At 63.1% G+C, this 18,144-nt stretch carries 16 protein-coding genes and 1 pseudogene; 15 read left to right on the forward strand and 2 right to left on the reverse strand.

Features of this window, described 5'->3' with window-relative positions; genetic code table 11:
* Positions 1-15 precede the first annotated feature (15 nt).
* The 5 genes from ACXYMN_RS09215 to ACXYMN_RS09235 are packed head-to-tail and all read left to right on the forward strand — an operon-like array spanning position 16 to position 5,194.
* A complete protein-coding gene (locus ACXYMN_RS09215) occupies positions 16-1,542 on the forward strand; it encodes a sugar ABC transporter ATP-binding protein (RefSeq protein ID WP_459013291.1) in 1,527 nt (508 codons plus the stop codon).
* Between the two features lie 7 nt (positions 1,543-1,549).
* Positions 1,550-2,533, forward strand: a complete 984-nt coding sequence (locus ACXYMN_RS09220) for an ABC transporter permease (protein ID WP_459013401.1) — start codon at positions 1,550-1,552, stop codon at positions 2,531-2,533.
* Positions 2,530-3,513: an ABC transporter permease gene (locus ACXYMN_RS09225; protein WP_459013292.1), complete on the forward strand. Its 984-nt coding sequence runs from the start codon at positions 2,530-2,532 to the stop codon at positions 3,511-3,513. The genes ACXYMN_RS09220 and ACXYMN_RS09225 overlap by 4 nt, the downstream gene beginning before the upstream one ends.
* Positions 3,513-3,827 carry an L-rhamnose mutarotase gene (rhaM, locus tag ACXYMN_RS09230; RefSeq protein WP_459013402.1) on the forward strand — a complete coding sequence of 105 codons (315 nt, stop codon included), beginning with the start codon at positions 3,513-3,515 and terminating at the stop codon, positions 3,825-3,827. The genes ACXYMN_RS09225 and rhaM overlap by 1 nt, the downstream gene beginning before the upstream one ends.
* A complete protein-coding gene (locus tag ACXYMN_RS09235; protein WP_459013293.1) occupies positions 3,824-5,194 on the forward strand; it encodes an FGGY-family carbohydrate kinase in 1,371 nt (456 codons plus the stop codon). Before rhaM ends, ACXYMN_RS09235 begins: the two co-directional genes overlap by 4 nt.
* Before the next feature lie 9 nt (positions 5,195-5,203).
* On the opposite strand, the gene ACXYMN_RS09240 is transcribed toward ACXYMN_RS09235, so the two are convergent.
* Positions 5,204-6,220 carry a LacI family DNA-binding transcriptional regulator gene (locus tag ACXYMN_RS09240; RefSeq protein WP_459013403.1) on the reverse strand — a complete coding sequence of 339 codons (1,017 nt, stop codon included), beginning with the start codon at positions 6,218-6,220 and terminating at the stop codon, positions 5,204-5,206.
* Between the two features lie 276 nt (positions 6,221-6,496).
* Here ACXYMN_RS09240 and ACXYMN_RS09245 point away from each other — a divergent pair, with 276 nt between their 5' ends.
* The 9 genes and pseudogenes from ACXYMN_RS09245 (at position 6,497) to fba (ending at position 15,392) form a co-directional block, all read left to right on the forward strand.
* Positions 6,497-7,528 (forward strand): TRAP transporter substrate-binding protein, encoded by a 1,032-nt coding sequence (locus ACXYMN_RS09245; RefSeq protein WP_459013294.1) that lies wholly within the window; start codon positions 6,497-6,499, stop codon positions 7,526-7,528.
* A gap of 104 nt (positions 7,529-7,632) precedes the next feature.
* Positions 7,633-8,175: pseudogene (locus tag ACXYMN_RS09250) on the forward strand (TRAP transporter small permease subunit); the annotation flags it as partial.
* A gap of 174 nt (positions 8,176-8,349) precedes the next feature.
* On the forward strand, positions 8,350-9,627 hold the full coding sequence (locus ACXYMN_RS09255) for a TRAP transporter large permease (RefSeq protein WP_459013404.1): 1,278 nt from the start codon (positions 8,350-8,352) through the stop codon (positions 9,625-9,627).
* A 2-nt stretch (positions 9,628-9,629) separates the two neighbouring features.
* A complete protein-coding gene (gene ltnD / locus ACXYMN_RS09260) occupies positions 9,630-10,538 on the forward strand; it encodes an L-threonate dehydrogenase (protein WP_459013295.1) in 909 nt (302 codons plus the stop codon).
* Positions 10,535-11,803, forward strand: coding sequence for a 3-oxo-tetronate kinase (otnK, locus tag ACXYMN_RS09265; protein ID WP_459013296.1), 1,269 nt, complete (start codon positions 10,535-10,537; stop codon positions 11,801-11,803). The genes ltnD and otnK overlap by 4 nt, the downstream gene beginning before the upstream one ends.
* Positions 11,800-12,450, forward strand: a complete 651-nt coding sequence (otnC, locus tag ACXYMN_RS09270; RefSeq protein WP_459013298.1) for a 3-oxo-tetronate 4-phosphate decarboxylase — start codon at positions 11,800-11,802, stop codon at positions 12,448-12,450. The genes otnK and otnC overlap by 4 nt, the downstream gene beginning before the upstream one ends.
* On the forward strand, positions 12,447-13,220 hold the full coding sequence (locus ACXYMN_RS09275) for a hydroxypyruvate isomerase family protein (protein ID WP_459013300.1): 774 nt from the start codon (positions 12,447-12,449) through the stop codon (positions 13,218-13,220). The genes otnC and ACXYMN_RS09275 overlap by 4 nt, the downstream gene beginning before the upstream one ends.
* Positions 13,221-13,252: 32 nt before the next feature.
* The gene (locus ACXYMN_RS09280) at positions 13,253-14,260 is read left to right on the forward strand and encodes a class 1 fructose-bisphosphatase (protein WP_459013301.1); all 1,008 of its coding nucleotides are present in this window, start codon (positions 13,253-13,255) and stop codon (positions 14,258-14,260) included.
* A gap of 64 nt (positions 14,261-14,324) precedes the next feature.
* A complete protein-coding gene (fba, locus tag ACXYMN_RS09285) occupies positions 14,325-15,392 on the forward strand; it encodes a class II fructose-bisphosphate aldolase (protein WP_459013302.1) in 1,068 nt (355 codons plus the stop codon).
* Positions 15,393-15,681: 289 nt separating this feature from the next.
* Here the strand turns inward: fba and ACXYMN_RS09290 are convergent, their stop codons facing one another.
* Positions 15,682-16,881, reverse strand: a complete 1,200-nt coding sequence (locus ACXYMN_RS09290; protein WP_459013303.1) for an ROK family transcriptional regulator — start codon at positions 16,879-16,881, stop codon at positions 15,682-15,684.
* Positions 16,882-17,066: 185 nt separating this feature from the next.
* Between ACXYMN_RS09290 and ACXYMN_RS09295 the strand changes: the two genes are divergently transcribed.
* A complete protein-coding gene (locus tag ACXYMN_RS09295; protein WP_459013304.1) occupies positions 17,067-18,086 on the forward strand; it encodes a substrate-binding domain-containing protein in 1,020 nt (339 codons plus the stop codon).
* Positions 18,087-18,144: the final 58 nt, after the last annotated feature.

The following is an 18,144-nucleotide window of genomic DNA, read 5'->3' on the forward strand; positions in this document are numbered from 1 at the left end:
AGAAGGGCTGATCGCATGTTGATGCAGACCAAGGCCAAGACGCCCGATGCGGTGACGGAAACGCCGGTGCTGGCCCTTGACGGGATCACCAAGACCTTTCCGGGCGTCAAGGCGCTGGATGGCGTGTCGCTGCGGCTTTATCCCGGACAGGTTACCGCGCTGATCGGGGAAAACGGTGCGGGCAAGTCCACTGTGGTGAAGACCCTGACGGGGATTTATCAGCCAGACGGCGGGGATATCCTTGTCGATGGGGAACCGACGCGCTTTCCCACTGCGCAGGACGCGGCCAAGGCCGGGATCACCGCAATCCATCAGGAAACGGTGCTGTTTGATGAGCTTTCGGTCGCCGAGAACATCTTTCTGGGGCACGCGCCGCGCGGGCGGTTCGGGCTGATCGACTGGGCCGCGATGGAGTCCAAAGCGTCCGAGATTTTGCGCGGTATCGGGGCGGAGATCGATCCCTCCCACAAGCTGCGCGATCTCGGGATCGCCAACAAGCACCTCGTGGCGATTGCCCGGGCGCTCTCGATCGACGCGCGTGTGGTGATCATGGACGAGCCCACGGCGGCGCTGTCGCACAAGGAAATCCAGGAGCTTTACGAGCTGGTCGAGACGCTGAAGGCGCAAGGCAAGGCGATCCTCTTCATCAGCCACAAGTTCGACGAGATTTTCCGCATCGCCGACCGCTACACGGTGTTCCGCGACGGCCAGTTCATCGGCGATGGCAACATCGCCGATGTGACCGAGTCCGATCTGGTCAAGATGATGGTCGGGCGCGATGTCAGCCAGATCTTTCCGACCCGGACCAACCCCCCCGGCGACGAGGTTCTGCGTGTCGAGGGCATGAGCCATCCGACCGAGTTTGCCGATATCGGTTTTTCCCTGAAACGTGGTGAGATCCTCGGGTTCTACGGCCTGGTTGGCGCGGGCCGTTCGGAATTCATGCAGGCGCTGTTCGGCATCACCACGCCATCCGCCGGAAAGGTGACGATCGACGGCGCACAGGCCGAGATCCAATCGCCCGCAGATGCGGTGGACGCGGGCATCGTTTACGTGCCCGAGGACCGCGGCAAGCAGGGCGCGATCACCGCCCTGCCGATTTTCCAGAACGTCACGCTGCCGTCGCTGGGCCGCACCTCGCACAAGGGGTTTTTGCGGATGGCCGAGGAATTCCAGCTGGCGCGGGAGTATACGCAACGGCTCGATCTGCGGGCAGCCTCGCTGGATACCGCCGTCGGCAACCTGTCGGGCGGCAACCAGCAGAAGGTCGTCATTGCCAAGTGGCTGGCGACGCAGCCCAAGGTCATCATCCTCGACGAGCCGACCAAGGGCATCGACATCGGCTCCAAGGCCGCGGTGCATGAATTCATGGCGGAACTGGCCGCCGAGGGTCTGGCTGTCATCATGGTCAGTTCCGAGATTCCCGAGATCCTCGGCATGTCGGACCGCGTCATCGTGATGCGCGAAGGCCGCATGGTCGCGGAACTGGCCGGTGACGCTCTGACCCCCGAAACGCTTGTCCGCCACGCGGCGGGGATATGAGGACATGATGCTGCAACGATTGATAACCTCGCGCGAGGCGCTTTTGCTGGGCGCCATAGGCGTGCTTCTGGCGCTGATCGCCACCCGGTTTCCGGGCTTCGTGACACCCGCGAACCTGGCTGACGTGTTCAACGACACCTCGCCGCTGATCCTGTTGGCCATCGGCCAGATGATCGTGATCCTGACCAAGTGCATCGACCTCAGCGTCGCCGCCAACCTGGCGCTGACCGGCATGGCGGTGTCGATGATCAACCTCGCCTTTCCGGGACTGCCGGTAGCTCTGATCCTCGTGATCGCCATCGCGCTCGGCGCTTTGATGGGCATGTTCAACGGCATCCTCGTGTGGAAGCTCGACATCCCGCCGATTGTCGTGACGCTGGGCACGATGACCATCTTCCGCGGCATCATCTTCCTGATTTCCGACGGCAAATGGGTCAACAGCCATGAGATGAGCCCGGCCTTCAAGGCCTTCCCACGCTTCGAGTTTCTTGGCCTGCCGATGCTGAGCTGGACCGCGATTGTGGCGGTGATCGTCTTTTCCGTGGTCATGTCGCGGACCACGCTGGGCCGGGCGGCCTATGCGGTGGGCGGTAATCCCCATGCCGCTACCTATACCGGGATCGACGTGGGGCGGACGCAGTTCTGGGCCTTCACCATCTCGGGCGCTTTGGCGGGACTGACGGGCTACCTCTGGGTGTCGCGTTATGCGGTGGCCTATGTCGACATCGCCGGCGGGTTCGAGTTGGACGTCGTGGCGGCCTGCGTGATCGGCGGCATCTCCATCGCGGGCGGCATCGGCTCGGTTGGCGGGGCGCTTCTGGGCGCGCTGTTCCTCGGGGTCATCAAGAACGCCCTGCCGGTGATCAATGTCTCGCCCTTCTGGCAACTGGCGATCTCGGGCGGTGCGATCATCATCGCGGTGGCGGTCAATGCGCGGGCTTCGCGCACCAAGGGCCGGATCATCCTCAAATCAGCGGAGCACGCGGCATGACCGATACAACCCGTTTCATCCCCGACCGGCTGCAATCGCCGTTCCAGAAACGCCTGAAGAGCTGGGAGGCGCTGCTGCTGCTGGTGGCCATCGGTATATTCGTCGCCAACAGCTTTGCCTCGCCCTATTTCCTGAACGCCTGGAACCTCTCCGACGCGACTTTCAATTTTACCGAAAAAGCGATGATCGCCTTTGCCATGGCGCTGCTGATCATCTCGGGCGAGATTGACCTCAGCGTCGCCTCGATCATCGCACTTGCCTCGACCGCGATGGGTGCTGCGGTTCAGATGGGGGCGGGGACGCCGGTGCTGATCCTTGTGGGTCTCGGCACGGGCCTGCTCTGCGGTGCCTTCAACGGCGTGCTGGTGACGCGGCTGGGGCTGCCCTCTATCGTCGTGACCATCGGCACCATGAGCCTGTTTCGCGGCATTTCCTACATCGTGCTCGGAGATCAGGCCTTCCGCGGCTATCCCACCGATTTCGCGTTCTTCGGACAGGGCTATGTCTTCTGGGTGATCACCTTCGAGCTGGTGCTCTTTGCCATCATCGCAGTGATCTATGGCGTGATCCTGCACATGACCAACTTCGGCCGCGCGGTCTATGCCATCGGCAACAACCCCACGGGCGCGCTGTTCTCGGGCATTCGGGTGGCGCGGGTGAAATTCATCCTGTTTCTGCTGACCGGGTTGATGTCCGGGGTGGCGGCGATCTGCCTGACCTCGCGGTTGGGCTCGACCCGTCCCTCCATCGCAACGGGCTGGGAGCTGGAAGTGGTGACCATGGTGGTCCTCGGAGGGGTCAACATTCTTGGCGGCTCGGGTACCATTCCGGGCGTGGTGATCGCGGCCTTCGTGATGGGGCTTGTCACCTTCGGCCTGGGCCTTCTCAATGTACCAGGCATCGTGATGTCGATCGTGATCGGCGCGCTCCTGATCGGGGTGATCGCCCTGCCCCGGCTCTGGAAGATGTGGCGGGCATGATGGAAAAATACGCCTTCCGGATGCGGCTCAACCCGGGCTGCGAAGAGGAATACCGCAAGCGGCATGACGCGATCTGGCCGGAGCTGGTGGCGCTGCTGCAAGAGGCCGGGGTGTCGGATTACTCGATCCACCTCGACCGCGAAACGGGTCTTCTCTTCGCTGTGCTCTGGCGCACGGAGGATCACGGGATGGAGGCGCTGCCGGAACACCCGGTGATGCGCAGATGGTGGGCGCACATGGCCGACATCATGGAGACGCATCCCGACAATGAACCGGTGGCCGTGCCGCTGGAATGCGTCTTTCACATGCCATGAGCCACGTCGCCGTCATCGACATCGGCAAGACCAATGCCAAGCTTGCACTGGTCGACCTGTCCGACTTGTCGGAAATCGCCGTTATCACCCGCCCCAACCGGGTGCTCGACGGCCCGCCTTATCCGCATTTTGACGTCGAGGGGCATTGGGCCTTCCTGCTGGACGGGCTCGCCCGATTTCACGCCGACCACGGCATCGACGCGATCTCGATCACCACGCATGGCGCCTGTGCCGCGCTGCTGAAGGCGGATGGCGGTTTGGCCGCGCCGATACTGGATTACGAGTGCGACGGCCCGGACGAGACGTCCGCCGCCTATGAAGCCCTGCGCCCGCCGTTCGACGAAACCGGCTCGCCCCGCCTCGCGGGCGGGCTGAACATCGGCGCGCAGCTTTTCTGGCAGTTTGCCGCCGACCCCGGGCTGCGTGAGCGCACGAAAACCATCGTGACCTACCCGCAATACTGGGGGCACCGCCTGACCGGCGTCGCCGCGACGGACATGACCTCTCTGGGCTGTCACACTGACCTGTGGAACCCGTACGAAGGGCGGTTCTCGACCCTGGTCGACCGGCTGGAGATTGCCGACAAGATCGCCCCCGCCCGCCGCTCGGCCGACATCCTCGGACCGATCCTGCCCGAGATCGCGACACGCACCGGGTTGCTCCCTGACACGCCGGTTCACTGCGGTATCCATGACAGCAACGCCTCGCTGCTGCCGCACATCCTGTCGCAGACCGCGCCGTTCTCGGTGGTGTCCAGCGGCACCTGGACCATTGCAATGTCTATCGGCGGGCAATCCGTGCCCCTCGACCCGGACAAGGACGTCCTGATCAACGTCAACGCTCAAGGCGCGGCGGTCCCCTCCGCCCGCTTCATGGGGGGGCGCGAACACGATCTTGCCACGGGCGGCCCTTACCCAGAGGCAACGCAGACCGCCTTGGCCGAGGTGCTCGACAAAGGCATCATGCTGACCCCCGCTGTGGTGCCCGAGACCGGCCCCTACCGCGGCTGCACCTCTCGCTGGGTCGGCCCGGAACCCCGGACAGGGAGCGGGGAACGCGGGGTTGCGGTCGCCTTCTATCTTGCATTGGTGACCAGACGTTGCCTCGAACTCGTCGGACATCGCGGCTCGATCATCGTCGAGGGACCATTTGCAAGGAACCGCGTCTACCTGCAGATGCTCTCCGTCGCGACAGGCTGCGACGTAGCCCCGATGGTCAGCGCAACCGGCACGAGCCAGGGCGCAGCGCTGCTGGTCAGCGGCTCCGTGATCTCTCAGAACGCGGCTGGATCTTCATCAGTCCCCCAGAAGCCGGAAACCGATCGGTGGGCGGAGTATGCAAGCCAATGGGCCGAGATTTGTTGCTGACAAATCCGTTCATTCCGCAGTCACGGCCAAATCTCCGAGCGAGATGGTTGGGGTGAGAATGTGGATTTTGTCACTCTCGGTTTTGGTGCCCTCGACTGTCTCCAGAATGACCCTGGCGGCAGTCTCGCCGATCTCGCGGCGGGCGGTGCGGGACGTGGCGATCTTCCCGGGGAACCCATCAAGAAGGCCCAGCCCGTTGAACCCTGCCAGAGCGACCGTGCCCGGAACGTCGATGTCCGCGGCGATACAATGGCACAACCCGCCAAAGGCGAGGTCGTCGTTGGAGAAATGGATGCAATCGAGGTCCGGTTGACGGGCCAACAGGTCGGCCGTCATGCGGCGCCCGCAGGCGATGGCCGATAGCGTGGCCTCATCGCCCTCCAGCTGGGACCCGTCGATTGTGTCGATGAAATCGAGGCCCTGGTCGCGCAACGCGTCTTGGAAGCCTTGTTTCCGCTTGGCGGCCCTGAGGTCCTTGTCGAGGTTACGCCCGGCGTATCCGAACCGCCGTCGGCCCGTCGCAAGAAGGGCGGCCGCCATGTCGCGCCCGGCCCCGGTCTGCGAGAACCCGACACAGGCATCCACCGGGTCGCCATCGCAATCCATGATCTGGACGATGGGAATTCCGGCGTCGGCCAGCAAGCTCCGCGTATCGTCCGGCTGGTCCAGCCCGGCGACGATCAGCCCGGCGGGACGCCATGACAGCATGTTGCGGATGATGTCGTATTCGGCCTCGGGATCGTAGTCGGTCACTCCGAAAACCGGTTGCAGCGTAGACCCCTTCAGGGCGTCGGTCACGCCGGACATGACCTGCGGAAAGACAATGTTGGACAGGCTGGGAACGACCACTCCGATCAGGTCGGTGCGCTTGCTGGACAGCGACGCGGCGAGGTGATTCCCGTAGTAGCCGATCTCGCGTGCGGCACGCTTCACCTTCTCGATATTGGCATCTGACACGTCCTTGTCGCCCCGAAGCGCGCGAGAGGCCGTCATTTTGCTGACACCTGCAGCAGCCGCGACATCCACCAAAGTCTTTCTTGTTTTCATGCGCTTGCTGCCCCTTCGCGGGTCGTTCCAACCCCTGATCCGGGTCTCAATCCCCGATTTCTCGATCCCGAGATGCACAACTCGGCGTTGACACAGCATTGCAGGATGTGGCACTGGTATCAATACCGGTACCGATACCGGTATCCATACCGGTACTGATATCAGTTCTACCGAAACCGGTCGAAACCGCGAATTGGAAAGAATTCGCACCGGCCATCACCAGCACCTGATCCGGGTGTCCAAAGGGGGGAAACCATGAAGACCCAATTCCTGAAAACCACCGTTGCCGGCGTTGCGATTGCCGCGTCGCTTTTTGCCACCGGCGCCTTGGCGCAAGAGTACCAGTGGACGTTCCAGACCTCGGCGCAGGCTGGCGACAACTTCTTCCCGATCGAGGAAGCCTGGGCCGATCGCGTCAACGAGCTTTCCGACGGTCGCATCGAAATCACGGTCGTGCCGGTCGGCACCGTGGTTGCGCATAACGAAACGCTTGACGCGGTGGGCGCCGGTATCCTGCAGGGCCACATCACCGACCCGTCGTATTTTTCGGGCAAGGACCCGGCCTTTGCCATGCTGGGCAACCTTGTCGGCGCATGGTCGGCACCCGAGCAGATGTTCGACTACATGGAGAACGGCGGCGGCAAGGAGCTTTTCAACGAGCTGGTGAACCCCTACGGGCTGCAGTTCCTCGGTGCATCGGCGACCGGTGTCGAGGCATTCCTGTCGACCAAGCCGCTTCATGGCGTCGATGACCTCAAGGGCATCAAGATGCGCGCACCCGAAGGCATGGTGCAGGAGGTCTTTGCCGCCGCAGGTGCGTCGCCGGTGAACCTGCCTGGCTCCGAGGTCTATACCGCGCTTGAAAAGGGCGTGATCGACGCGGCCGACTATACCGTGTTCTCGACCAACCACGCCCAGGGCATGCATGAATTCGCCAAGTACCCGCTCTATCCCGGGTTCCACTCGATGCCGGTCATCGAGGTATCCCTGAACAAGGCGATCTACGACGAGCTTCCGGAAGACCTTCAGACCATCCTGAACGAGTCGGTCTCGGTTTTTGCTCGGGACATGATCACGCAGCTCGAAGCTCAGAACGAGGTCGCTGTGGCCGAAGCCCAAGCCGATCCGGATATCACCGTGATCGATTGGTCCGACGAGGAGCGCGCCAAGTTCCGCGGCATTGCCAAGTCGCAATGGGCCAACTGGGCAGAACGCTCTGAGATGGCAGGCAAGGCCTATGAGAGCGTCACCGCCTACCTGACCGAAAAGGGCCTTCTGATCGAGTGATTGCCGCCTGACGGCAAGACCGGAAGGGGCCGGCCTCGGCCCCTTCGTTTTACACCATCCAGCTCACGTTCCGGGAGGGGACCATGGCACAACATGACGCGGCGATGACCGAAGCCGAAATCGAAGCGCAGCTTGAGGCGCTCAAAAGGGCCCATGAGGAAGACAGCGCCGGTCCTCAGAACGCGCTGGATCGCGGCATTATCACGGTTGGCACCGCATTCAGTTTCCTGTTTGCCATCGCGACGGTGATCTCGCTTTACGAGATCGTCATGCGATATTTCTTCAACGCCCCGACGATCTGGGCGCACGAAACGGTGATCGCGCTGATTGCGGCCTGTTACCTCTACGGTGGCATGCAGTGTCTTGCTGCCGATAAGCATATTCGCATCGGGTTGATCTATTTCAACACCAGCGGCGGCACGCGAAGGCTGCTGGATGTCGTGAACGGTCTGCTTGCGCTCTTCTTTGCCGTGGCGATTGCCTATGCGGCATACACGATGGTCGAAAAATCCTGGTGGACCCCGCAGGGTGACATCCGGCTTGAGCGGTCCGGGTCGGCGTGGAACCCGATCACGCCTGCCATTATCAAGATGATGCTCCTGATTACCTCGATTGTGCTGGCGATCCAGTCCGTCGGCCATATCTGGACCGCCTGGAAAGGCACCGGCTTCCGTCAAAGCGCCGGAGAGGCGCCGAGCAAGTTTGCCCTTGCCGCTATCGGGATCGTCTTTGGCATCCTGGTCATCGGCGGCTACCTGCTGTTTTCCCAAGGACGGGACCTGGGTATTCAGTCAGGCTCGTTCCTGCTGGTGGGCTCGATCATGATCCTGATCCTGACCGGGATCCCGCTGGCCTTCGTGACCGGGCTGATTGCAATCCTGTTCACCATCGCCTGGTTCGGGCCGATGGGCGTTCCGCTGGTTTCCAGCCGGATCTATTCGTTCGTCAACGAATACGTGCTTGTCGCCATTCCGATGTTCGTGCTGATGGCTTCGCTGCTGGACCGGTCGGGCATGGCGCGCGATCTCTATGATGCGATGCGTCTGATCGCGGGCCGGATCAAGGGCGGTGTCGCGGTTCAGACGCTTGTCGCCGCGGTCTTCCTTGCGGCCATCTCCGGCATCATCGGCGGCGAAATCGTCCTGTTGGGCCTGATCGCGCTGCCGCAGATGCTGCGGCTTGGATACAACCGGGCACTGGCCATCGGCACGGTCTGCGCCGGCGGCTCGCTTGGGACGATGATCCCGCCGTCGATCGTGCTGATCGTCTACGGGCTGACCGCCAGTGTCTCGATTGGCGATTTGTTTCTCGCCACCGTGACACCCGGGCTCATGCTGGCGTCGTTCTACATCATCTATATCCTCGTGCGCTGCTACGCGAACCCCGAGATGGGGCCGCCGATCTCGGATGAGGAGCTGGACATTCCGATGTCCGAGAAACTGCGCAAGATGCGGGGCGTGATCCTGCCGGTCGGCGTGGCGGTAACGGTTCTCGGTTCGATTTACGGCGGCATCGCCTCGGTCACCGAAGCGGCGGCGATGGGCGTGGTCGGTGTGTTCCTGTCGGCAGCGATCCGGCGCGAAGTGACATGGGAGCTGATCCGCGACAGCCTGAAACAGACGCTCGAGACCTGTGGCATGATCATCTGGATCGGTCTTGGGGCGGCGGCTCTGGTGGGTGTCTACAACCTGATGGGCGGCAACCGTTTCATCGAAAGCACCATCCTCGACAGCGGTGCCTCGCCTATGGTCATCGTGCTGATCATGATGGGCATCCTCGTGGTGCTGGGCCTCTTCATGGACTGGATCGGGATCGCGCTTCTGACCATGCCGATCTTCGTGCCGATCATCATCAAGCTGGGCATGGACCCGGTCTGGTTCGGCATCCTCTTCGCCATGAACATGCAGGTCAGCTATCTCTCGCCGCCCTTCGGCCCGGCCGCCTTCTACCTGAAGTCGGTGGCACCCAAGGACATGAGCCTGTCCGAGATCTTCCGCGCGCTGATCCCCTTCATCTGCATCCAGGTCGTGGCACTGGCCATTGTCCTGATGTTCCCCGACGTTGCCCTGTGGTTGCCCGAATGGGTCAAAGGAGACTGAACATGACTATTGCAAGCAAGAACGTCGCCGTCATCGGCCTGGGCTCGATGGGATATGGAATGGCCGCATCGGCGCTGCGTGGCGGGCACAAGGTCTGGGGCGGAGACATCAACCCCGACCAGGTGGCACGGTTCCAGGCAGAGGGGGGGCAGAGCAGCGCTCTGACCGAAGCCGCCGGAGAGCTGGACGCGGTCGCCGTGGTCGTGCTGAACGCCGCCCAGACCGAAAGCGTTCTGTTCGGTGAGGATGGCGTCGTGGCGAAGCTGAAGCCCGGATCGGTCGTTCTGGCCTGTGCCACCGTGCCGCCGGCCTTTGCCCGTGACATGGCGGCGCGCTGCCTTGAGACCGGGGTTTACTATCTTGATGCGCCGATCTCTGGCGGGTCGGCCAAGGCCGCCAGCGGACAGCTGTCGATCATGGCTTCGGGCACGCCCGATGCCTTTGCCGCCGCCCGGCCGCTCTTGGACAGCATCGCCCAAACGGTGTTCGAGCTTGGCGACGAAGCCGGTGCCGGCAGCGCCATGAAGGCGGTCAACCAGCTCTTGGCCGGGGTGCATATCGCCACCATGGCCGAGGCGCTGACCTTCGGCATGACCCAGGGCGTCGCTCCGGATAAATTCGTCGAGGTGATCAGCAAGTGCGCAGGCACCAGCTGGATGCTGGAAAACCGCGCGCCGCATATCGTGGCTGGCGACTACACGCCGCTCAGCTCGGTCAATATCTGGCCGAAGGACCTCGGGATCGTGCTCGACATCGCCAAATCGGCGCAATTCAGTGCCCCGATCACCGCCGCGGCGATGCAGCAATTCCTCGCCGCCGCCGGGATGGGCCACGGCTGGGAAGACGATGCCGCCGTGGCCAAGGTTTATGCCCGCAACGCGGGCCTGACATTGCCGGGGGAAGAGAAATGACAACCGTTCTCGGCTGCATTGCCGATGATTTCACCGGCGCGACGGACCTTGCGGGTCTTTTGGCCCGCAGCGGCGTCCGCGTCTCTTTGCGCATCGGAGTGCCCTCCGAGTTCCCCGCCGATCCGGCCGCCTTCGAGGTGATTGCGCTGAAATCGCGCACCGCACCAGTGGCTGAGGCCGTGGCCGAGACCCGCGCCGCGCTGAAATGGTTGCAGGCGGCGGGGGCGCGGAGGTTCTTCTGGAAATACTGCTCCACCTTCGACTCGACGCCCGAAGGCAATATCGGCCCCGTCGCCGAGGCGCTGATGGCAGACCTCGGCACCGACCAGACGATCTATTGCCCGGCCTTCCCGGAAAATGGCCGCTCGATCTTCATGGGCAACCTTTTCGTCGGCCGCCAGCCGCTGGCGGAAAGCCCGATGAAGGACCACCCGCTGACCCCGATGCGCGACAGCAACCTGATGCGCCTGCTGGAGCCGCAGGTGACCCGGCCCGTGGGTCTGGCGGACCGGCTGACAGTGGCGCGGGGGCCGCAGGCGCTGCGGGCGGAACTGGACGCGCTGAGTGGGCAGGGCGTGGCGCATGTGGTGGTCGATGCCGTTGCCAACGAGGACCTCGAAGTGATCGCCAAGGCCTGCCGCGACATGCCCCTGATGACCGGCGGCAGTGCCGTCGCCATGCCGCTCCCGGCACTTTACCTGGCCGATGGCACGCTGTCGGCGGATGCGCCCAAGGCCAAGTCGCCGACGCTTGGCTCAGGCACCATCGTGTTGTCGGGCAGCTGCTCGGCCATGACCAACAAGCAGGTTGCAGACTACACCAGCCGTGGAGTCCCCGCCTTCCAACTCGACCCGCTGTCCCTGGCCGAGAACGGCCCGCAGAAGGCGCTCGACTGGCTGGCGCAGCAAGACCTGGAAAAGGCCCCGCTGATCTACGCGACGGCCAATCCCGACAGCGTGCGCGCCGCGCAGGAGAAGCTGGGCGTTGAGGGCGCGGGCGAGATCGTCGAGGCAACACTCTCGGCCTGCGCGGTCGCGGCGCGCGACAGGGGCGCACGGCGGGTAATCGTCGCGGGCGGCGAGACATCGGGGGCCGTCACCAAGGCACTTGGCGTCACCCAGCTCGACATCGGAGCCGAGATCGCGCCGGGCGTGCCCTGGACCTATTGCCACTCCGGCGGGCACCAGATCGCGCTCACCCTGAAATCCGGCAACTTCGGCACCGCGACCTTCTTTTCCGACGCCCAGGAAAGGCTGGCGTCATGAGCACCGAGGCCCGCCTGCGCGAGCAGATCTGCCTCCTGGCCCGGTCGATGTTCGACCGCGGCCTGACCGGCGGCAGCACAGGTAACATCTCGGCACGGACCGAGGATGGTGGCCTGCTGGTCAGCCCCTCCGGCACCAGCTTCGGGCGACTCGATCCCGCCCGGCTCAGCCGCTTCGATGCGGCAGGCAAACATGTCGCAGGTGATAGGCCGACCAAGGAAATGCCGTTGCATGCCGCCTTCTACGAAACCCGCAGCACGGCGGGCGCGGTGGTGCACCTGCATTCCTGCCACTCGGTCGCGCTGTCGATGATGCCGGACGTGGACGAGGACAACTTCCTCCCGCCGCTCACGCCCTATGGGATCATGAAGCTTGGCCGCGTCAAGCTCCTGCCTTTCTTCCTGCCGGGCGACCCGGCGATGGGCGACGCAGTGCGCGGTCTGGCGGGCAAACGCACAGCGGTGATGCTGGCCAATCATGGCCCCGTGGTCGCCGGCAAGGACATCGAGGCCGCCTGCAACGCCATCGAGGAACTCGAAGACACCGCGCGGCTGGCGATGCTGACGCGCGGAATGAACCCCCGCGCCCTGACGGAGACGCAAGTCCGGGCGCTGATCACCAAATTCGATGTGGAGTGGGACGCATGAAGTTTTCCGCAAACCTGGGTTTCTTGTGGAACGACAGGCCCTTGCCCGAGGCGATCCGCGCTGCCAAGGCCGCTGGTTTCGACGCTGTGGAATGCCACTGGCCTTACGACACCCCCGCCGAGGAGGTGCAGGCCGCCCTGAGCGAGACGGGCCTGCCGATGCTGGGCCTAAACACCCGGCGCGGCGACGTCGGCGCTGGTGACAATGGACTGTCGGCCGTTACCGGACGCGATGCCGAGGCGCGGGCCGCGATCGACGAGGCCATCGCCTATGCCGCTGCGATCGGTACACCCAACATTCACGTCATGGCGGGTTTCGCCACAGGGGACGAGGCCCGCCGGACCTTTGTCGCCAATCTGAAATACGCCTGCGAAGCCAGCGCCCCCCATGGGATTACCATCCTGATCGAGCCGCTGAACAAATACGACGCGCCGGGCTATTTCCTGACGACGACCGACCAGGCGCTGGCCATCATCGAGACGGTCGGCGCGCCGAACCTCAAGCTGATGTTCGACTACTACCATGTGCAACTGATGGAGGGCGATCTGACCCACAGGATCGAGGCGCTCCTGCCGCAGATCGGTCATATCCAGTTCGCCTCCGTGCCGGATCGCGGCCCTCCCGATCATGGCGAGATCAACTATGACCATGTGTTCGAGGTCGTCCGCAGCCTGGGCTACGACGCCCCGCTCGGCGCGGAATACAAACCCGGCGGCAATACCGACGCCACGCTCGGCTGGCTGAACTACCGGGCGGCCGAAAACCGGTAGCCCGCACACACCTTCGAGACAGGATATCTGCCATGAGCGCCCAACAGATCACCTTCCGCGAATTTCTGCTGTCGGAACGAAGCCAGCATCGGCTGGACAAGGACCTGATCTTCCTGTTGGAGGATATCGCGACCTCCTGCCGCGTCATCTCGCACCAGATCCGCGGCGGCGCCTTTGCCGGCCGGCTTGGCGCCACCGACGCAACGAACGTGCAGGGCGAGACCCAGAAGCAGCTCGACGTAATCGCCAACGAGGTCTTCGTCCGGCATTGTTCGAACTGCCACCGGGTCGCAGCCCTGGTCTCCGAAGAGGTCGACGAGGTCTACTGGCTGAAGGACAAGCCGCAGGCCGGCGACTACCTGGTCTATTTCGATCCGCTTGACGGCTCGTCGAACCTCGACGTCAATCTCTCGGTGGGCTCGATCTTCTCGATATCGCAGCTGCCCACGGCGATCGACGCCACTGATGACCGCTCGGTGCTGCGCGCCGGCTCCGAGCAGATCAGCGCCGGCTATTCCGTCTACGGCCCCTCGACCGCTCTGGTCGTGACCACGGGCAATGGTGTCAACGGGTTCACCCACCAGCAGGGCACCGGCGAATTCCGCCTGACCTACCCCGATATGGTGATCCCCGAAAGCACGGGTGAATTCGCAATCAATGCATCGCGCTACAGACACTGGGAGGCGCCGGTTCGGCGCTACTACGACGAATGCATCGCAGGCACCGAGGGCCCGCGTAGCAAGGCGTTCAACATGCGCTGGACGGCCTCGATGGTGGCCGAGGTGCACCGGATTCTGACCCGCGGCGGCGTTTTCCTCTATCCACGAGACGCCGGAAACGCCGATGCTGGCGGCAAGCTGCGGCTGATGTACGAGGCCAATCCGATGGCGCTGATCGTCGAACAGGCCGGCGGCGCCGCTTCGACCGGTATGGACCGCATCCTGGACCTGCAGCCCACATCGCACCATCAACGGGTGCCCGTGATCCTCGGCTCGCGGGAAGAAGTCGCTGTGCTGGACCTGTACCACCGCAACGCCTGACCGGCGCTCTTTCCAAAGCCAAATACCGTCGCTGGCGCGCGGCGCCACAATGGAGCCCCATGCAATGCCCCTGATATCCCTTCGCCAACTGCTCGATCACGCCGCCGAGAGCGGATACGGCCTGCCGGCCTTCAACGTCAACAATATGGAACAGATGCTGGCCATCATGAAGGCGGCAGACAAGGCAGACAGCCCGGTCATCATGCAGGCCAGCCGCGGCGCCCGGGAATTTGCCAACGACATCGTTCTCGGCCACCTCATCCGCGCGGCGATAGAGATGTACCCGCATCTGCCGATCTGCATGCACCAGGACCATGGCAATTCACCGCAAACCTGCCTGTCGGCCCTGATGAACGGGTTCTCTTCGGTGATGATGGACGGGTCCCTGAGCGAGGACGGCACAACACCGTCGGACTTCGAGTACAACGCCTCCGTCACGGCCAAGGTCAGCGAGATGGCCCACCTGGTCGGCGCGTCGATCGAGGGCGAGATCGGGCATCTTGGCTCTCTGGAAACCGGCAAAGGCGAGGCGGAAGATGGTCACGGGTTCGAGGGGGAACTGAGCCGGGACCAGCTGGTCACGGATGCCGATGAAGCCGCGGAATTCGTGCGACGCACCGAAGTCGACGCTCTGGCTGTGGCCATCGGAACCAGCCACGGCGCCTACAAGTTCACCCGCAAACCGGATGGCGATATCCTTGCCATGGACGCGCTCAAGAAGATCCATGCCAAACTGCCGGATACGCACCTGGTAATGCACGGGTCATCCTCTGTTCCGCAGGAGCTTCAGGATATCATCAACCAGTATGGCGGTGAAATCGCGCCGACCTGGGGCGTGCCCCTGGAAGAGATCGAACTGGGCATCAAGCACGGGGTGCGCAAGGTCAACATCGACACAGACCTGCGAATGGCTTTGACTGGCGCGATCCGAAAGGTGCTGGCAGAGGACAAGGGTCAGTTCGATCCGCGCAAATACCTGGCACCGGGCGTGGAGGCCATGTCGGCGGTCTGTTTCGACCGGTTTGAACGGTTCGGCTGCGCTGGAATGGCGTCAAAGATCTCGGCCATTCCGCTTTCGGACATGGCCAAACGATACCAATCCGGAAGCTTGAGGCCGTCTTTAGGTTGCTAAGGCCTGACGCTTCCGTCTTGGTAGCCATCGCATGCTTCTGGCGCGCGGCTGATGCAGCTCGCGCTGAGACCATTTAGAGCCTCCATTTTTGTATCAGTACATCAACTCCATCGGCTTACGCTGAATTGGGTTTTGCTTAAATCGAAGAGGATGCCGAACCGGTTCATCTTCCGGTCAAGCTGGGTTAGACGATGATCGCAGACCCCCCGCGGCATTCTGGAATCCCTATTCAGCGAGGCAGTTTCGGTGGCTGAGGCTATGCGCAAAATCGCCGTGTCGGCGAGGTCCCTTACATCGCCGACAGCCCGGCATTGGCGTCCAACAGAAACTGGGAAAATATCGGGCTGCTGGCGGCGCCGATTTCCCGGGCGCTGACGCCGATGCTGCCTGCTTCGATCTGCGGGACGATCAGGCCGCGGGTGTCCTGATTGACCAGATATCGCCGCACGCGTTTGACCAGTTCTTCGCGGACCTCGGGCGGAAAGGCGCCGTCGATCAGGATCGCTTCGAAATCGAAAACCGAACAAACCGACAGGGACGCCTTGGCCAGTTCCTGTGCCGTCTGGCCAATCCACGGATCGACGTAGCGGGCGAGCGTGCTCCAGTCCTGGGGTAGCCGCCAGAGAACATCGGGGTTCAGGCCGACTTCCATCAGCCGGGCCTCCAGCAGGTGCAGGGACGCCACATCTATCAATTGCTGGCTTTCCCCCAGCGGACCGGTCGCGCGCATCGACCCAAGCGCCCCGGCATTGCCCTGATTGCCGCCGAACACGGTGTGGTTCAACACGATGCCGCCGCCGATGAAGGAGCCGATAAAGAAATAGGCGTAGTCGCGGAACTCTTTGCCCCGGCCATAGAGGTGTTCGGCCTGGCAGGCGGCGGTGGCGTCGTTCAGCATGAAGACCGGCAGATCAGTAAACTGCGCGACCTGGTCTGCAAAATCGACGTCTTTCCAGGATTGGAATCTTTCGGCCGCGATGCCGGTCAGGATGTTCCATTTCCAAAGCTCGAACGGTGCGGCGATGCCGATACCACACACCCGGCTTCGCGCATCGGCGTCAAGCGTTTGCATGATATCGGAAAGGCCCCTTTCGAGGAAACCGAAGATGGTGTCCGGCAACGGGTAATCATAGGTCGTGTGGAATTGCGCGCGCACCGTTCCGCCAAGATCCAGCAACAACAGATCGGCGCTGCGACGTCCGACCTTGAGGCCGAGGGAAAGCACGCCGTCGGGGTTCAACTCCATCGGGACCGACGGCTTGCCAACCTTGCCGCGCGTGGGTTCGCCGCGCCGAAGGATGCCCTCTTTTTCCAGATTGCGCAGGATGGTCGAAATCGCCGGGGGCGACAGTCCCATGAGCCGTGCGAGGTCGACACCCGGCAGCCCGCCACGTCGTTGCAGAATGGACAGCAGCAGGCGCTCGTTGTGGTTGCGCACCCGGCTCTGGTTCACGCCGCCGCTCAGGCTTCTGATCGCTCTGGCATCCATGCCGTCGACAATATCCGCCCTGCCACCAGGCGCAATATTTTTATTAATAAAGTTAATTTATTTATTGACGTGGTGACAAGAATCGATGATTTACGAAGCAACCCGAGGCAACTACGCTGTCCGGGCCAGGATCGGCAGAGGAGGTCGATCCGGTTAAAACTCTGAGATTCCCTGGGAGGAACACCATGAAATATCTTCTGACCACGTCCGCGCTTGCCCTGACTGTCGTCGCCGGTGCCGCATCCGCCGCATCGCACAGTGCGTCCGCCTGCCTGATCACCAAGACCGACACCAACCCGTTCTTCGTGAAGATGCGTGAAGGCGCCGCTGCCAAGGCCGAAGAGCTTGGCATCGAGCTGAACACTTATGCCGGCAAGGTAGACGGCGACCACGAAACCCAAGTTGCAGCCATCGAGACCTGCATCGCCAATGGTGCCAAGGGCATCCTTCTGACCGCATCCGACACCAGTTCGATCGTTCCCGCAGTCCAACAGGCGCGTGACGCAGGCATCCTTGTCATCGCTCTGGATACGCCGCTGGACCCGGTCGACGCGGCAGACATGACCTTCGCCACCGACAACTTCCTGGCCGGTGAGCTGATCGGCCAGTGGGCTGCCGCAGCCCTTGGCGATGAGGCTGCAAATGCCAAGATTGCCATGCTCGACCTTGCGGTCAGCCAGCCGACCGTCGGCGTGTTGCGCGATCAGGGCTTTCTTCAGGGTTTTGGCATCGATCTCGGCGATCCGAACAAATGGGGTGACGAGACCGATCCGCGCATCGTCGGCCACGACGTGACCGCCGGCAACGAGGAAGGTGGCCGCCGGGCGATGGAAAACCTGCTCGCCTCCGATCCGATGATCAACGTGGTCTACACCATCAACGAACCTGCCGCCGCCGGTGCTTATGAAGCGCTCAAGGGCATCGGGCGCGAAAACGACGTTCTGATTGTGTCTGTCGATGGCGGCTGCCCCGGTGTGGCGAATGTCGCGGACGGCGTGATCGGCGCGACTTCGCAGCAATACCCGCTGCTGATGGCGTCGAAGGGGATCGAGGCGATCGCCGCATATGCCGCGGATGGCACCAAACCCCAGGCGACCGAAGGCAAGGACTTCTTTGATACCGGCGTGACCCTGATCACCGACAAGCCGGTCGATGGCGTCGAGAGCATCGATTCCGCCGAAGGCGCCAAGCTCTGCTGGGGGTGACACTCGACTGAAGCTTTGTTGACGCTTTGGGAAAGGCGGGCTCTGCCCCGCCTTTTCT

It is taken from the genome of Roseivivax sp. CAU 1753 (genome assembly GCF_054482575.1).

Excerpts from the sequence above, each read along its gene's own strand:
- ACXYMN_RS09275 (WP_459013300.1), top strand. The coding sequence starts at position 12,447 with ATGAAGTTTTCCGCAAACCTGGGTTTCTTGTGGAACGACAGGCCCTTG.
- ltnD (WP_459013295.1), top strand. The coding sequence starts at position 9,630 with ATGACTATTGCAAGCAAGAACGTCGCCGTCATCGGCCTGGGCTCGATG.
- ACXYMN_RS09290 (WP_459013303.1), bottom strand. The coding sequence starts at position 16,881 with ATGGATGCCAGAGCGATCAGAAGCCTGAGCGGCGGCGTGAACCAGAGC.
- otnC (WP_459013298.1), top strand. The coding sequence starts at position 11,800 with ATGAGCACCGAGGCCCGCCTGCGCGAGCAGATCTGCCTCCTGGCCCGG.
- ACXYMN_RS09295 (WP_459013304.1), top strand. The coding sequence starts at position 17,067 with ATGAAATATCTTCTGACCACGTCCGCGCTTGCCCTGACTGTCGTCGCC.
- ACXYMN_RS09280 (WP_459013301.1), top strand. The coding sequence starts at position 13,253 with ATGAGCGCCCAACAGATCACCTTCCGCGAATTTCTGCTGTCGGAACGA.
- otnK (WP_459013296.1), top strand. The coding sequence starts at position 10,535 with ATGACAACCGTTCTCGGCTGCATTGCCGATGATTTCACCGGCGCGACG.
- rhaM (WP_459013402.1), top strand. The coding sequence starts at position 3,513 with ATGGAAAAATACGCCTTCCGGATGCGGCTCAACCCGGGCTGCGAAGAG.
- ACXYMN_RS09255 (WP_459013404.1), top strand. The coding sequence starts at position 8,350 with ATGATCCTGATCCTGACCGGGATCCCGCTGGCCTTCGTGACCGGGCTG.
- ACXYMN_RS09245 (WP_459013294.1), top strand. The coding sequence starts at position 6,497 with ATGAAGACCCAATTCCTGAAAACCACCGTTGCCGGCGTTGCGATTGCC.
- fba (WP_459013302.1), top strand. The coding sequence starts at position 14,325 with ATGCCCCTGATATCCCTTCGCCAACTGCTCGATCACGCCGCCGAGAGC.
- ACXYMN_RS09215 (WP_459013291.1), top strand. The coding sequence starts at position 16 with ATGTTGATGCAGACCAAGGCCAAGACGCCCGATGCGGTGACGGAAACG.
- ACXYMN_RS09235 (WP_459013293.1), top strand. The coding sequence starts at position 3,824 with ATGAGCCACGTCGCCGTCATCGACATCGGCAAGACCAATGCCAAGCTT.
- ACXYMN_RS09225 (WP_459013292.1), top strand. The coding sequence starts at position 2,530 with ATGACCGATACAACCCGTTTCATCCCCGACCGGCTGCAATCGCCGTTC.
- ACXYMN_RS09220 (WP_459013401.1), top strand. The coding sequence starts at position 1,550 with ATGCTGCAACGATTGATAACCTCGCGCGAGGCGCTTTTGCTGGGCGCC.